Annotated in this window: 12 protein-coding genes; 8 read left to right on the forward strand and 4 right to left on the reverse strand. The window is 72.9% G+C overall.

Annotated elements, in window-relative coordinates; translation table 11 throughout:
* Nucleotides 1-52: 52 nt before the first annotated feature.
* Both FGG90_RS12720 and FGG90_RS12725 read left to right on the forward strand, forming a co-directional pair.
* Nucleotides 53-1,147, forward strand: coding sequence for a spore photoproduct lyase family protein (locus tag FGG90_RS12720; protein WP_210433017.1), 1,095 nt, complete (start codon nt 53-55; stop codon nt 1,145-1,147).
* A 76-nt stretch (nt 1,148-1,223) separates the two neighbouring features.
* Nucleotides 1,224-1,535: a hypothetical protein gene (locus tag FGG90_RS12725; protein WP_094126619.1), complete on the forward strand. Its 312-nt coding sequence runs from the start codon at nt 1,224-1,226 to the stop codon at nt 1,533-1,535.
* A 10-nt stretch (nt 1,536-1,545) separates the two neighbouring features.
* On the opposite strand, the gene FGG90_RS12730 is transcribed toward FGG90_RS12725, so the two are convergent.
* Complete coding sequence (locus FGG90_RS12730; protein WP_094131284.1) at nt 1,546-2,088, reverse strand: hypothetical protein; 543 nt, start codon at nt 2,086-2,088, stop codon at nt 1,546-1,548.
* Nucleotides 2,089-2,339: 251 nt separating this feature from the next.
* Between FGG90_RS12730 and FGG90_RS12735 the strand changes: the two genes are divergently transcribed.
* The gene (locus tag FGG90_RS12735; protein WP_094126618.1) at nt 2,340-2,732 is read left to right on the forward strand and encodes a hypothetical protein; all 393 of its coding nucleotides are present in this window, start codon (nt 2,340-2,342) and stop codon (nt 2,730-2,732) included.
* Between the two features lie 126 nt (nt 2,733-2,858).
* Here the strand turns inward: FGG90_RS12735 and FGG90_RS12740 are convergent, their stop codons facing one another.
* The 3 genes from FGG90_RS12740 to FGG90_RS12750 all read right to left on the reverse strand — a co-directional run bounded on the left by FGG90_RS12740 (nt 2,859) and on the right by FGG90_RS12750 (nt 8,244).
* The gene (locus tag FGG90_RS12740) at nt 2,859-6,071 is read right to left on the reverse strand and encodes an alpha-mannosidase (RefSeq protein WP_094126617.1); all 3,213 of its coding nucleotides are present in this window, start codon (nt 6,069-6,071) and stop codon (nt 2,859-2,861) included.
* Between the two features lie 86 nt (nt 6,072-6,157).
* Entirely contained in the window at nt 6,158-7,501 is a 1,344-nt protein-coding gene (locus FGG90_RS12745) for a 6-phospho-beta-glucosidase (RefSeq protein WP_094126616.1), read from the reverse strand.
* Nucleotides 7,498-8,244, reverse strand: coding sequence for a DeoR/GlpR family DNA-binding transcription regulator (locus tag FGG90_RS12750; protein WP_237583385.1), 747 nt, complete (start codon nt 8,242-8,244; stop codon nt 7,498-7,500). The genes FGG90_RS12745 and FGG90_RS12750 overlap by 4 nt, the downstream gene beginning before the upstream one ends.
* A 201-nt stretch (nt 8,245-8,445) precedes the next feature.
* On the opposite strand from FGG90_RS12750, the gene FGG90_RS12755 reads away from it, so the two are divergent.
* From FGG90_RS12755 to FGG90_RS12775, 5 genes are all read left to right on the forward strand, one after another.
* Complete coding sequence (locus tag FGG90_RS12755) at nt 8,446-9,450, forward strand: carbohydrate kinase family protein (RefSeq protein WP_094126615.1); 1,005 nt, start codon at nt 8,446-8,448, stop codon at nt 9,448-9,450.
* A 77-nt stretch (nt 9,451-9,527) separates the two neighbouring features.
* Nucleotides 9,528-10,814 carry an ABC transporter substrate-binding protein gene (locus FGG90_RS12760; protein WP_094126614.1) on the forward strand — a complete coding sequence of 429 codons (1,287 nt, stop codon included), beginning with the start codon at nt 9,528-9,530 and terminating at the stop codon, nt 10,812-10,814.
* Nucleotides 10,811-11,845 (forward strand): carbohydrate ABC transporter permease, encoded by a 1,035-nt coding sequence (locus FGG90_RS12765; protein ID WP_094126613.1) that lies wholly within the window; start codon nt 10,811-10,813, stop codon nt 11,843-11,845. The genes FGG90_RS12760 and FGG90_RS12765 overlap by 4 nt, the downstream gene beginning before the upstream one ends.
* Nucleotides 11,842-12,771, forward strand: a complete 930-nt coding sequence (locus FGG90_RS12770; protein ID WP_094126612.1) for a carbohydrate ABC transporter permease — start codon at nt 11,842-11,844, stop codon at nt 12,769-12,771. The genes FGG90_RS12765 and FGG90_RS12770 overlap by 4 nt, the downstream gene beginning before the upstream one ends.
* Nucleotides 12,771-13,532 carry a glucosamine-6-phosphate deaminase gene (locus FGG90_RS12775; protein WP_094126611.1) on the forward strand — a complete coding sequence of 254 codons (762 nt, stop codon included), beginning with the start codon at nt 12,771-12,773 and terminating at the stop codon, nt 13,530-13,532. Before FGG90_RS12770 ends, FGG90_RS12775 begins: the two co-directional genes overlap by 1 nt.
* Nucleotides 13,533-13,649: the final 117 nt, after the last annotated feature.

Raw genomic sequence — 13,649 nt, forward strand, 5'->3', positions numbered from 1 at the left:
CTCGCTCGCTCGCGGCGGCGGCGATGTCGGGGGTGGCCGGTAGACCGGATCCGTGACCACCCCCGCTCCCGTCGCCGACGCCCGACCGCGTCGCGGCCTGCTCGACATCACGCGCATCTACGCGGAGCCGGCCGCGCTCGAGCTGCCGCGCGGGCAGGAGATCGTGGCGGCGTGGCCCGACGCCACCATCGTGGAGGTCGCGTCGCACTGGCGGATCCCCGAGGTGCACGGCGACGAGGCGAACGTCGCGCGCTGGGTGCGCATCAAGACGGAGGCGCTCGTGGTGGGCGTGAAGAAGTCGCTCGTCACGCGGCCCAACGGGCGCTCGGCCGACTTCATCGCGCCGTCCACCGCGAACGGCTGCGCCATGGCGTGCGCCTACTGCTACGTGCCGCGGCGCAAGGGCTACAGCAACCCCATCACCGTGTTCGCGAACATCGACCAGATCCAGCGGCACGTGGCCCGGCACATCCACAAGCAGGGCCCCAAGGTCGAGCCCACCCAGTGCGACCCCGAGGCGTGGGTCTACGACATCGGGGAGAACAGCGACTGCTCGGCCGACGCCCGCGTGAGCGCCAACGTGCAGGACCTGGTGGAGCTGTTCCGCATGTCGCCCACCGCCAAGGCGTCGTTCGCCACCAAGCACGTCAACCGCGACATGCTCGGGTGGGATCCGATGGGCCGCACGCGCGTGCGCTTCTCGCTCATGCCCGAGGCCGTCGCGCGGGTCACCGACATCCGCACCTCGCCCATCCCGGAGCGCATCGCCGCCATCGACGACTTCGTGGAGGCCGGCTACGAGGTGCACCTCAACTTCTCGCCCGTCATCCTCACGCCGGGCTGGCGCGCCGAGTGGGAGCAGCTGCTCCGCACGCTCGACGACACGCTCAGCGCGCGCACGAAGGCGCAGCTCGCGGCCGAGGTCATCATGCTCACGCACAACGAGCAGCTCCACGAGGTGAACATGGGCTGGCACCCGAAGGCCGAGGAGCTCATCTGGCAGCCGGGCATGCAGGAGCGCAAGGTCAGCGAGAACGGCGCCATCAACGTCCGCTACCGCCGCGGCCTCAAGGGCGACGCGGTGGCCGAGTTCACGGCGCTCGTGGCGCGGATCATGCCGTACTGCCGCATCCGGTACGCGTTCTGACTCCTGGCCGCGCCGCCGGACGCACGCCATGCTGGAGGTCAGGCGGGCACCTGGCGTCCGCACGGAGGGACGGCCCATGCTCACCAGGCTCGCCAAGGAGACGAGGTCGCCCGCGGGGGCGATCGGGGGCGGGATCTTCTTCCTCGCGTTCGGCCTGATCGCGGCGATCCAGACGCTGGCCGATCCCGGCCGCGTCGGCTACCGGGGCACGCCGTTCGCCGTGCTCGCCGCCGGGATGCTGATCTGCGGCGTCCTCATGCTCCTGGGCGGGCTGAAGGCCCGGAGCATGCGCGCCCGCGATGCCCGGGACGCGGCCCGCGAGGCGAGCGCCGACGACGACCCCGCGCAGCACGACGGCGGGGCACCCGGAGGCACCCCGCCGTCGTGACGCATCGGGTCTAGTGCTTGATGCGGTCGATCCAGCCCGCGACCGGCCGCTGCTGCTCGCCCTGCTGGGCGGCGAGCACGACGAGCACCGCGGTCAGCGCGGGGATCGCCCACTGGAGCGCCTTCTGCTGCTTCTGCGCGCTCGCGAGCTCCTTCGAGGAGCCGGCGCCGGGCTCGGTGGTGCCCTTGGCGCCCTCGTCCTGGTGCTTGGCCATGCGCGTGCCGACGAGCGCCGAGTACAGCGTCGTGCCGGCGGCGGCGATGGTCAGCACGGCCTTCACGTTCGTGTTCGAGCGGGCCTCGCCCTGGGCCGCGAGGCGGCCCTTGTTCGCGTAGATGAGGCCGAGCCCGCCGACGGCGTGCGCGCCGAGGGCCGCGAGCTGCACGGGCGCCCACCTCGCCCAGCCGATGGACGACAGGCGCAGGCGCTCCTGCGGCTGCTTCGCGGCGGCGGCAGCTCCGTTGAGGCCGACCGCGCCCATGAGGGACCCGCCGAACCAGGCCGCGAGGCCGAGGTCGTGCATGCTGCGGATGACGGTGTTGCGTTCTGACATGTGCATCTCCGAGTCGTGTCGAGGTCGGCTCCTGGCCGGCCGATGTGCTGTCCGTCGGACGCTACGCCGGGGATCGAGCAGTGTGTCGGCGGGCGGCGGATGCCCAGCCTGCGGGGGCGGGCGGCTTCGCCGGGAGGACCTCAACGGATCCTGGGAGTCCCGTCCCGCGACCTTGGCGCTCCCCGTCGCGCCCGGTTCGGTGGAGGAGGTGCCCGTCGAGCGGCGGGCCCGTCACCGAGGGGAACCGGATCATGGGCAAGGCGTGGATGGTGATGGTCGCGGCCGTGCTCGGCGGCCACGGGTTCGTGGGGCTCTTCATCGAGGGCTCGCACCTGCTCGGGATCCTCAACGTCGACTTCTTCGTCGACGTCCTCTACCTGGCCAGCGCCGTCGCGCTGCTGCTCGCCGGCACCCGGCAGATCGGCCCGGGCGCCATCCGCGGCGCGCTCGCCGCGTTCGGCGGCCTGTTCACGCTCATGGGCGTGCTCAGCGTCGTCGACAACGAGCTCGGCGGCCTCACGCCGACCGGCTTCACGATCGTGGACGACTTCCTCTTCTTCGGCATCGGCCTCTCCGGCCTCGCCCTCGCGCTGACCCCCAGCTCGGTCGAGCCGCTCACCACGGGCGGCAAGGCGCTCAACTAGCGCACCCGCACCCGCACCCGCAGCCGCAGCCGCAGTCGCAGTCGCGGGTCGCGCACACGACACGACGACGAGGGCGCGACCCGGCACCGGCCGGATCGCGCCCCCGTCGCGTGCGCAGGGCGCGCGTCAGGCCCGGTGGATCCGCACCGTGATCACCTGGAACGCGCGCAGCACGAGCCGCACGCCGCTGCCGTCGGCCTCCGGCTCGAACGCGATCGCGCGCGGGAAGCCCGCTCCGAGGGGACGCTCCAGCACGTCGACCTCGGTGAAGCGGTCGACGGGCAGATGCGCCTCGAGCCGGGTCGCGACGCGCGCGCCGGTGGACTCGTAGAGCCGCACGATCACGTCGCCCGAGGCGTCGTCGGCGAGCTTCAGCGCCTCGATCCGCACCGTGCCGCCGTGCACCGAGACGAGCCCGGCGGCGGTGGGCAACGACGAGGGCACGGCGACGCCGGATCCGGAGTCGGACCCGGGCGCCGCGGCGACCTCGGAGGCCGACGCCGTGCCGGCCGGGGCCGCCGAGGCGTCGCCCGCGTGCACGACGCGCACCGGCAGGTTCTGCTCGAGCCCCGCGTCCACCGCGCCCTCGATGCCGACGCCCGGCACGAGCGCGTACTCGAAGCGGTGGTGGCCGATGTCCTGCACGGGGTCGGGGGAGCGCGCGGCCCGCACCAGGCTGATCCGCATCTCGGTCTCGACCTCGCCCGTCGCGCCGACCGTGCGCGTGATGTCGTGGCCGTAGCTGCCCGCGTTGGTGAGCGCGACGCCGTAGCCGGGCTCCTCCACGTGCACGAAGCGGTGCGCCATGACCTCGAAGCGCGCCTCGTCCCACGACGTGTTCGTGTGCGTGGGGCGGCGGACGTGCCCGAACTGGATCTCGGCGCTGTGGTGCTGCGCGTGGATCGTGAGCGGGAACGACACCTTGAGGAGCTTCTCGTCCTCGAGCCAGTCGAGGTCGGCCGTGGCGTGGATCCGGGCGTCGTCCGCGTGCAGCGACACCCGCTGCACGACGCGCGAGCGCCCGAACTGGCGGACCACCTCGACGGTCGCGCGGAGCGGCGAGTCCTCGACGAGCTCGACCGACTCGGCCTCGACCAGGTCGGTGCGGCTCGCGCGGTAGTGCGCGTCGACGTCCCAGGCGTCCCACGCCGTGGGGATGTCCTCGTGCAGCTGGAGCAGGTTCGCGACGCGGCCGGCGGGCACGAGCTCGCGGTCGGCGTGGCGGAGGTCGAGGATCGAGGTGACGAGACCGCGCGCGTCGATCGTGACGCGGAGCAGCCCGTTGTCGAGCACGGTGCCGCCGTCGGCCCGCGTCGTGACGACGGGCGAGGCCGGCTCCACCGCGACGAGCGGCGCGATGCCGCTGCCGGGCACCGCGACGAGCGCGAGCGCGGATCCGTCGGGCGCCTCCACGAGCGCCGTGCGCGCGTGGCCGGTCGAGTTCACCGCGAACGCGCCGGATCCGTCGCCCTCGCCGTCCGCGACCGCCTGCGCCGTGACCCGCGCGATCGCGTCCGCCACGAGCGCGTCGAGCTCGGCGAGGCTGCGGGCGTAGTCCTCCTCGTTCTCCCGGTGCACCCACGTGATGGAGGAGCCGGGGAGGATGTCGTGGAACTGCTGCAGCAGCGTCTGCTTCCAGAGCCGGTCGAGCGCCGAGTACGGGTAGTCGGCGCCCGTGCGGACGGCCGCGATCGTCCACCACAGCTCGGCCTCGCGGAGGCGGTGCTCGGCCTGGCGGTTGCCGCGCTTCTCGCGGGCGTGCGAGGTGAACGTGCCGCGGTGCAGCTCGAGGTACAGCTCGCCGACCCACACGGGCGCGTCCGGGTACTCGGCCTCGGCCTTGCGGAAGAACTCGTCCGGGTGCTCCACGATCACCTTCGGCGACCCCTCGAGGTCGGCCGTGCGGCGCTGGCGCTCCATCATGTCGCGCGTGGGCCCGCCGCCGCCGTCGCCGTAGCCGAAGGGCGCGAGCGACATCGTCGCCCTCCCCTTCTCGCGGAACTGCCGCACGGCGTGGTGCGTCTCCTCCGCCTCGAGCGTGGAGTTGTAGGTGTCGATGGGCGGGAAGTGCGTGAAGATCCGCGACCCGTCGATGCCCTCCCAGAAGAAGGTGTGGTGCGGGAACGTGTTGGTCTGGTTCCACGAGAGCTTCTGCGTGAGGAACCAGTCGAGGCCCGCGAGCTTCGCGATCTGCGGGAACGACGCCGTGTAGCCGAACGAGTCGGGCAGCCACACGCCGTGGGTCTCGACGCCGAGCTCGTCCTGGAAGAAGCGCATGCCGTGGGTGAGTTGGCGGATCATCGCCTCGCCGCCCGGCAGGTTGCCGTCGGGCTCGATCCACATGGATCCGACCGGGTACCACGTGCCGTCCGCGATGGCCTGCTTGATGCCCTCGAACACCGTCGGGTAGTTCTCCTTCACCCACACGTACTGCTGCGCCTGCGAGCACGCGAAGCGGAAGTCGGGGTACTGCTCGGCGAGCCGCAGCACGTTGGAGAAGGTGCGCGCGGTCTTGCGCTTGGTCTCGCGGATGGGCCAGAGCCAGGCGCTGTCGATGTGGGCGTGGCCGACGCCGCTCAGCGTGTGGGCGCTCGGCACCGCCTTGCGGGAGAGCACCTCGGCGAGCTCGGCGCGGGCGGCCGCGGCCGTGCCGACGATGTCGTCCATCGCGAGCACGTCGAGCGCGCGCTCGATCGCGCGGAGCACCTCGTGGCGGCGCGGCTCGGTCTCGGGCAGCTCCATCAGCAGCTGGTACAGCACCTCGACGTCGAAGCGCAGCGCCCACACCTCGGGCTCGAACACGGCGAGCTCGGCCTGGCGGAAGCGGTAGATGGGCTCGGCGGGCGCGGTCGCCTTGTCGCCGTAGGGGGTGGGCACGAACTCGTTCACCAGGATGTCCGGGTTGCCCGCCGCCTCCACGAGGAAGCGCACCTGCTCGCCGCCCGCGGCCTCGTCGGCGAGGCGCACGTAGGTGTTGCGCGGGTGGATCCCCTTGACCGGCACGCCGTCCATCGTGTGCACGAGGCACTCGGCCTGGTTGCCCGGCCAGTCGCCGATGAAGCCCGGGTCGATGAGCAGCTCGACCGTGCGGCCGGCCCACTCGGCGGGCACCTCGCCCGACACCTCGAACCACCAGGTGGACCACGCGCGGCCCCACGGCTGGCCGAGCTCGAACGGAACGTACTCCTGCCGCATCGCCTCGGCGACGGGCACGGGCTCGTCGGGCGCCATCCAGGCGCGGAGGGTCACGGGCGCCTTCGACGAGTAGACCGCGGGGGTGATCCGCTCGTCGAGCGCGCGGAGGATCCGCTCCTGGACGAGCTTCTGGTTCTGGTGCATGGGTGTCCTCCGGGTTCGGGGGTGGGGACGGGCGGGAGGGGCGTGCGGGAGGGAGGCGCGGGCGGCGTGCGCCGGGCGACCGGCGGTCAGCGCAGGTAGGACAGCGCCGGGAACGCGTGCATCGCGTCCTCCAGCAGGGAGCGCGCGACCGTGACGGAGTCGACGAGCGGGTGGTGCGCGAGCGCGCGGACGGCGGCGGCGCGGGATCCGCCGAGGCCGGCCTCGATGGTCTGCCGCTCCACGTACTTCGCGTTCGTGACGAGGCCCACGCCGAAGTCCGGGAGCTCCGTGCCGGCGACCGGATGCGCGCCCGAGGCGTCGACCACGCACGGCACCTCGACCACGGCGTCCGCGTCGAGCGCCGCGAGCGTGCCGCGGTTGCGCACGTTGAGGATCAGCCGCGCGCTCTGGTCGTACGCGATGCCGCGCATGAGCGCGATCGCGACGTCCTCGTAGCCGCCCGAGACGAGGTCGTCCTCGTCGCGGTCGCCCATGCCGGCCGACTGCCGGTTCGTGGCCATGTAGGTGGTCTCGCGGTCGAGGCGCGTGCGCTCCCAGAGCGCGAGCGCGGACACGTCGTGCCGGTGCTCGAGCTGCTCGTAGAACCGGCCCTGCTGCTCCACGAGGAAGCCGCCGCGGGTCTGCGCGGCGAGCTGGTCGGCGTGCCGCACCTCGCGCTGGAAGTAGTAGTAGTGCAGGTACTCGTTCGGCACGGCGCCGAGCTCGGTGACCCACTCGGCGCCGAAGAGCCGGCCCTCCTCGAACGTGCCGATGAGGTCGGGCCGGGCCATGAGGTCCGGCAGCACGTCGCGGCCGTCGACCCGGAGCCCGCGCAGCCAGCCGAGGTGGTTGAGGCCCGCGTAGTCGATGACGACGTCGTCGCCCTGCACGCCGAGCGCGCCGAGCACGCGGCGGGCGAGGCCGATGGGGGAGTCGCAGATGCCGATGACGCGGTCGCCGAGCACGCGCGACATGGCCTCGGTGACGACGCCCGCGGGGTTCGTGAAGTTGATGACCCACGCGTCGGGGGCCTGCGCCCGGATCCGCTCGGCCAGGTCCATCACGACCGGCAGCGTCCGCAGCGCGTAGGAGATGCCGCCGTAGCCGACGGTCTCCTGCCCGATGACGCCGTGCGCCATGCCGAGCCGCTCGTCGCACGAGCGCCCGGCCATGCCGCCCACGCGGATCGCCGAGAACACGAACGCGGCGCCCGCGAGCGCCTCGTCGAGGTCGGTGTGCAGCGAGATGACGGGCGCGTCCGGGTACGCCGCGGCCTGCTCGGCGAGCACGCGGGCGACGGCCGTGAGGCGCACCTCGTCGGTGTCGTAGAGGGCCACGTGCGAGACGCGGCCGGCCTCGTGGTCGCGCAGCAGCGCCGAGTAGACGAGCGGGACGCGGAAGCCGCCCCCGCCCAGGATCGTGAGCCTCATGCGACGGTCACCGACACTCCCTTGTCCGCGAGGCCCTGCGACACCCGCTCGTGCGGGGCGGCCTCGGTGATGAGCTGCGTCAGAGACGCGGTGGGGGCGACGCGGCCGGCGCCGGTGCCCGGGAACTTGGAGGAGTCGGCGAGCACCGTGACCCGGTCGCTCACCTCCGCCATGGCGCGCTTGATGGGCACCTGGGCCATCGTCGTGTCGCGCAGGTCGCCGTTGTCGGCGATGCCGCTCACGCCCACGAAGGCGTGGTCGGCGTGCAGCATCCGCAGGCTCTCGGCGGTGAGCGGGCCGGACACCGAGCGGTAGACCGGATCCCAGTCGCCGGGCAGCAGGATGAGCCGCACGCTCCGGTCGTCGCGCAGCACGTCGAACGCCGCGACGTTGGCGGTGATCACCGTGAGGGAGCGGCCGCGGAGCTGCTCCGCGAGGTGCAGCGTGGTCGTGCCGATGTCGAGCACGACCGACTGGCCGTCGAGGATCTGCGCCGCCGCGGCCCGCGCGATGCGCTCCTTGGCCTCGCGGTTGACCTGCTCGACCTCGGCGAACGGCGCGTCGACCTCGACGAGGACGGCGCCGCCGTGCGTGCGCCGGACCGCGCCCTGCTCGTCGAGCCGGGCGAGGTCGCGGCGGATGGTGGCGTCGCTCGTGCCCGCCGCCTCGGCGAGCTCGGCGACCGTGGCGCTCCGCGTGGCGCGGAGCCGGTCGAGGATCACGAACTCCCGGGCGTCTCTCATGAAGTGAACATTAGCGTGCAGATCCGAGCAGAAACAATCTCGTAATGAACAAGGTCTTCCATCCATGTGCTCACATGGGCTAGAAACGTCACTACCGGTCGACGTCCACCCGACGACCGCGTCCACCGGCAGCGTCGCCGTCGGCGGACCGCCACCCACCGCCGTGTCCGCACGGCGCGATCCCGAGAAGCCGAGGTCACCGTGCCCGCAGCCCCCCGCCCCGAGCGGCCCGCCGGCCTGCTGGTCGTCGGCCAGCTGTTCGCGGACGTCGTGTTCGGCGACCTGCCGAGCGGTCCCCGCCCCGGCCACGAGATCTGGACCTCGTCCTTCGGCCACGGCCCCGGCGGCATTGCCAACTTCGCGGTCGCCGGCGCGCGCCTCGGGGTCCCCACCGTCATCGCGGCCGCCGTGGGCGTGGATCCGTTCTCCCGCCTCGTGCGCGCCGAGCTCGCCGCGGAGGGGGTCGCCCTCGACCACCTCGTCACGCTGGAGGACTGGGCGCTGCCCGTCACCGCGTCGCTCGGCTACGACGACGACCGCGCCATGGTCACGGGCGGCGTCGCCTGCCCGCTCACCTCCGACGAGCTCGTGCCGGGCGCCATCCCGGCCGTCGCCGCGGCGCTCGTGCACCTGGATCCGCGCCGCGCCTCCTGGGTCGGCCGCGCCGCCGCCGCCGGCACCGACGTGTACGCCGACGTCGGCTGGGATCCGTCCGAGCGCTGGGACCCGGCCATCCTCGAGCAGCTCGACGAGTGCCACGCCTTCCTCCCCAACGAGCTCGAGGCCTCCGCGTACACGGGCACCGACTCGGCGGTCGAGGCCGCCCGGGCGCTCGGCGCGCGCGTGCCGCTCAGCGTCGTCACCTCCGGATCCCGCGGCGTCGTCGCCGTCGACTCCGCGCGCGGAGAGGAGGTCGTCCGCCCGCCGCTCGCCGTGCGCGCGGTCGACGCGACCGGCGCGGGCGACGTGTTCGGCGCCTCGCTCGCCGCCTCGGCCCGCGCGCCCTGGTCGCTCACCGAGCGCGTCGACTTCGCGTGCCTCGTGGCGGGGATCACGGTCACCCGCCCCGGCGGCGCGGCCGGCGCCCCGCGGCTCGACGAGCTCGTGCCGTGGCTGCGCGCCCATCCCGAGGCGGCCGAGCCCGGCCGCTACGACTACCTCGCCGACGCCCTCTCCCGCCCCGACGCCGACCGCCTGCTCGCCTGAGCCGGCCCGCCGCGTCCCCTGCTCCCCGACTCCCGCCCGCTCCGACCCGCCCGTCCCCCACCGAATCGAGAACCACCATGCCCATCCCCTCCGCCCGCCGCGCTCGCGCCCGGCGCATCGTCGTCGGCGTCGCGACCCTCGCGCTCCTCGCGCCGGTCCTCGCCTCCTGCTCGTCGTCGTCGGGATCCTCGGCCGGCGGGCAGCTCGACCTGTGGATCTGGCCGGACGGCCTCAGCCAGACGGTCCTCGACAAGGTGCCGGCGGAGGTGCCGGGCACCACGCTCAACGTCTCCACCATCGGCGGCGACTTCAAGCAGAAGCTCGTGACCACCTTCACCGGCCGCTCGGGCCTGCCGTCCGTCACGGGCGTCAAGGGCGAGGACATGCCGTACTTCCTCAGCGAGGACGGCCTCTTCGAGGACCTCGACCAGCTCGGCGCGAAGGACGTCGCCGACCAGTACCCGGCGTGGAAGCTCAAGGAGGCGACCACCGAGGACGGCCAGCTCATCGGCCTCCCCATCGACATCGGCCCCACCGCGCTCTACTACCGCGCGGACGTGTTCCAGAAGGCCGGACTGCCGAGCGAGCCCGCCGACGTGGCCGCGGCCACCGCCACCTGGGACGACTACTTCGCGTTCGGCAAGAAGCTCAAGGCGGCCACCGGCGGCGCGATCTTCGTGGACGCGTCCGACGTGTTCACCAAGTCGCTCGGCCAGGGCACCACCCGCTTCGTCGACGAGGACGGGAACTACACGGGCGACAGCGCCACCGTGAAGACCGCGTGGGATCGCGCGGTGCTCGCCTACCAGGACGGCCTCACCGCGAACGTCACCGACGGCAGCCCGGACTGGGCGTCGGCCATCAGCAACGGATCCCTCCCCGCGCTCCTCGGCGCCTCCTGGTACCAGGCCGACCTCAAGAGCGCGACGGCCGACACCTCGGGCGACTGGCGCGTGGCGCCCATGCCCGGCGGCCCGGCGAACATCGGCGGATCCTTCCTCTCCATCCCGTCCGGCACCAAGGACCCGCAGGCGGCCTTCGCCGTGATCAAGGACGTGCTGAGCGAGGACAACCAGGTCACCGCGTACGCCGACAAGGGCATCTTCCCGTCGGCCACCGCCGCCTACGACTCCCCGGAGCTGCAGAAGGGCGACGACTTCTTCGGCGGCCAGTCGACCGTCGGGATCTTCGCCGACGCCGCGTCGAAGATGCCCACCGCCTACACGAGCCCCTACGACAACCAGGTGCAGGCCGCGTTCGTCACCGAGCTGCAGAACGTGACCTCGCTCGGCAAGGACCCCGACCAGGCCTACTCCGACGCCGTCGCCGCGGGCGAGGCCGCCCTGAAGACCGCGAAGCAGTGATCCCCTCCGTCGTCCGCCCGGGTGGGCGCCCGCCCGCGCCCACCCGGGCGGGAGCGGGCGCTCCCGGCCCCGCCCGCTCGCGCGGTGCCGCGGGCACCCGGGGCCTCCGCCGCACGTGGCCGTACTACGTCGCCATCGCGCCCTTCTTCCTGCTGTTCCTCGTCTTCGGCCTGTTCCCCGCGCTCTACTCGCTCGTGCTCTCGTTCCAGGACTGGAACGGGCTCGGCACGGCGAAGTGGGTGGGCCTCGCGAACTTCCAGGCCCTCGCGGCCGACGGCACGTTCTGGCTGTCCATCAAGAACACGCTGGTCATCTTCGCCCTGTCGACGTTCCCGATGATGGCCATCGCGGTGGTCGTCGCGGCGATGCTCAACTCGGCGAAGCGGCTCAGCACCTTCTACAAGATCAGCTACTTCGTGCCGAACGTCACCTCGGTCGTCGCGATGGCCGTGCTGTTCGGCTCGATCTTCGGCGACAGCTTCGGGCTCGTGAACGCCGGCCTCCGCGCCATCGGCCTCGACGGCGTGGCATGGCTCTCGACGCCGTGGGCGATCCAGGTGACCATCGCCATCCTCATCACGTACCAGTGGACCGGCTACAACGCGATCATCTTCCTCGCGGGCATGCAGGCCATCGGCACCGAGGTCTACGAGGCCGCGAAGCTCGACGGCGCCGGCGCGATCCGCACCTTCTGGTCGGTGACGCTGCCGCTGCTGCGCCCCACGATCCTGTTCGTGCTCGTGGTCTCGACCATCACCGGCCTGCAGAGCTTCACGGAGGCGCAGGTGCTCACGGCCTCCTCCAGCACGACGAACCCGAACTCGGGCGGCGCGGGCCAGGCCGGCCTCACGACCGTCCTGTACTTCTACCAGCAGGCCTTCAACTACAACCGCTTCGGCTACGGCGCCGCCATCGCGTGGGGCGTGTTCCTGCTCGTGGTGATCTTCTCCATCATCAGCTTCCGACTCGGGTCGGAGAAGAAGGAGAAGGTCGTGCGCGCGCCCGGCACGAGGAAGGGAGAGCGCGCATGAGCGCGACCGTCCACGCCGCGGGATCCGCCGCGACCCGCGTCGCCGACCGGGCCTCCGGGCGCGCGCGGTCCGACGGGGAGCGCACCGGCCGGCCCGCGGGGCGCCGGCAGCTGCCGCCCGGGCGGGTGATCCTGCACGGGATCCTGTTCGCCGGATCCATCGTGAGCCTGTTCCCGCTCTACTGGCTCGTCGTGATGGCGAGCAACACCACGAGCGACATCTACAAGTCGCCGCCCGTGCTCGTGCCGGGGCCGTACCTGTGGGACAACATCCAGGCCGTGTTCCGCACGATCGACTTCGGCGGCTCGCTGATGAACACGATCGTCGTGGCGGTCTCCGTCACCGTGCTCGTGCTGTTCTTCGACTCCATCGCCGCGTTCACGTTCGCGAAGTACGAGTTCCCGGGGCGGCGCGCGCTGTTCGCGCTGCTGCTCGTGACCTTCATGCTGCCCGCGCAGCTGTCGGTGATCCCGCAGTTCGTGACGATGATCAACCTCGGCTGGGTCGGCCAGCTGCAGGCGCTCATCGTGCCGGCCGCGGCGAACGCGTTCGGCATCTTCTGGCTGCGGCAGTTCATCATCTCGAGCGTGCCGGACGAGCTCATCGACGCCGCCCGCATCGACGGCGCCGGGTTCTTCCGCCAGTACCTCACGGTGTGCCTGCCGCTCATCCGGCCGGGCCTCGGCTTCCTCGGGATCTTCACGTTCATCGCCGCGTGGAACGACTACCTCTGGCCGCTGATCGTCCTCAACGACCCGGGTACGCTCACGCTGCAGGTGGCGATGAGCCAGCTCAACAGCGCGCACGGCAAGGACTACGGCATGGTCATGGCGGGCGCGCTGCTCGCGGTGATCCCGCTCATCCTCGTGTTCCTCGTCGGCGCGAAGCAGTTCATCGGCGACATCGCGAAGGGCGCGCTGAAGTGATGCGCGCCCCGCTGCGCACGGCGCGGATCACGGCGGTCGACGACGCCGCGGGCCTCGGCACGGCCGCGGCCGACGTGGTGCAGGCGTTCCTCGGCGAGGACCCGGCGGGCGTGCTCGGCGTCGCGACCGGATCCAGCCCCGAGCCGCTCTACGCCGAGCTCGGCCGCCGCCACCGCGAGCGGGCGCTCGTCACCGACGGCCTGTCGCTCGTCGCGCTCGACGAGTACGTGGGGCTGCCGACCGGGCACCCGGAGTCGTACCTCGCGTTCGTGCGGGCGCGCATCGCCCGGCCGCTCGACGTGCCGGACGCGCGCGTGGTCGTGCCCGACGGGGCGGCGGCGGATCCGGCCGAGGCCGCGGCCGAGCACGAGCGGCGGATCCGGCGGCTCGGCGGCGCGGGCCTGCAGATCGTGGGCATCGGCGCCAACGGGCACCTCGGGTTCAACGAGCCGGGCTCGCCGTTCGACGGCGTCAGCCGGGTGGTGCGCCTCGCCGCCGCGACCCGGCGCGACAACGCGCGGTACTTCGGCGGCGACGCCGACGCGGTGCCGACGCACGCGATCACGCAGGGCATCGCGACGATCATGTCCGCCCGCCGGATCCTGCTCGTCGCCTCGGGGGAGCGGAAGGCCCGTGCCCTCGCGGCGGCGCTCGCCGGCCCCGTGAGCGAGCGCGTGCCCGCGTCGGTCCTGCAGCGGCACCCGCAGGTGACCGTGGTCGCCGACCGGGCCGCGCTCGCGGGGCTCGACGAGCGGGGCTGATCCGCGGCTCGTCGCTCGTCGCTCGCCGCTCGTCGCCTGTCGCTCGCCGCGCCGCTCCGCTCCACCTCAACTCGCCTCGCCTCGTCCCGCCCGCCCGCCCGCCCCGTCGCGCCGCCG

The sequence above is a fragment of the Clavibacter michiganensis subsp. tessellarius genome, from assembly GCF_021922985.1.
GTDB classification, from domain to species: domain Bacteria; phylum Actinomycetota; class Actinomycetes; order Actinomycetales; family Microbacteriaceae; genus Clavibacter; species Clavibacter tessellarius.

Excerpts from the sequence above, each read along its gene's own strand:
- FGG90_RS12725 (WP_094126619.1), top strand. The coding sequence starts at position 1,224 with ATGCTCACCAGGCTCGCCAAGGAGACGAGGTCGCCCGCGGGGGCGATC.
- FGG90_RS12730 (WP_094131284.1), bottom strand. The coding sequence starts at position 2,088 with ATGTCAGAACGCAACACCGTCATCCGCAGCATGCACGACCTCGGCCTC.
- FGG90_RS12735 (WP_094126618.1), top strand. The coding sequence starts at position 2,340 with ATGGGCAAGGCGTGGATGGTGATGGTCGCGGCCGTGCTCGGCGGCCAC.
- FGG90_RS12740 (WP_094126617.1), bottom strand. The coding sequence starts at position 6,071 with ATGCACCAGAACCAGAAGCTCGTCCAGGAGCGGATCCTCCGCGCGCTC.
- FGG90_RS12745 (WP_094126616.1), bottom strand. The coding sequence starts at position 7,501 with ATGAGGCTCACGATCCTGGGCGGGGGCGGCTTCCGCGTCCCGCTCGTC.
- FGG90_RS12750 (WP_237583385.1), bottom strand. The coding sequence starts at position 8,244 with ATGAGAGACGCCCGGGAGTTCGTGATCCTCGACCGGCTCCGCGCCACG.
- FGG90_RS12760 (WP_094126614.1), top strand. The coding sequence starts at position 9,528 with ATGCCCATCCCCTCCGCCCGCCGCGCTCGCGCCCGGCGCATCGTCGTC.
- FGG90_RS12770 (WP_094126612.1), top strand. The coding sequence starts at position 11,842 with ATGAGCGCGACCGTCCACGCCGCGGGATCCGCCGCGACCCGCGTCGCC.
- FGG90_RS12775 (WP_094126611.1), top strand. The coding sequence starts at position 12,771 with ATGCGCGCCCCGCTGCGCACGGCGCGGATCACGGCGGTCGACGACGCC.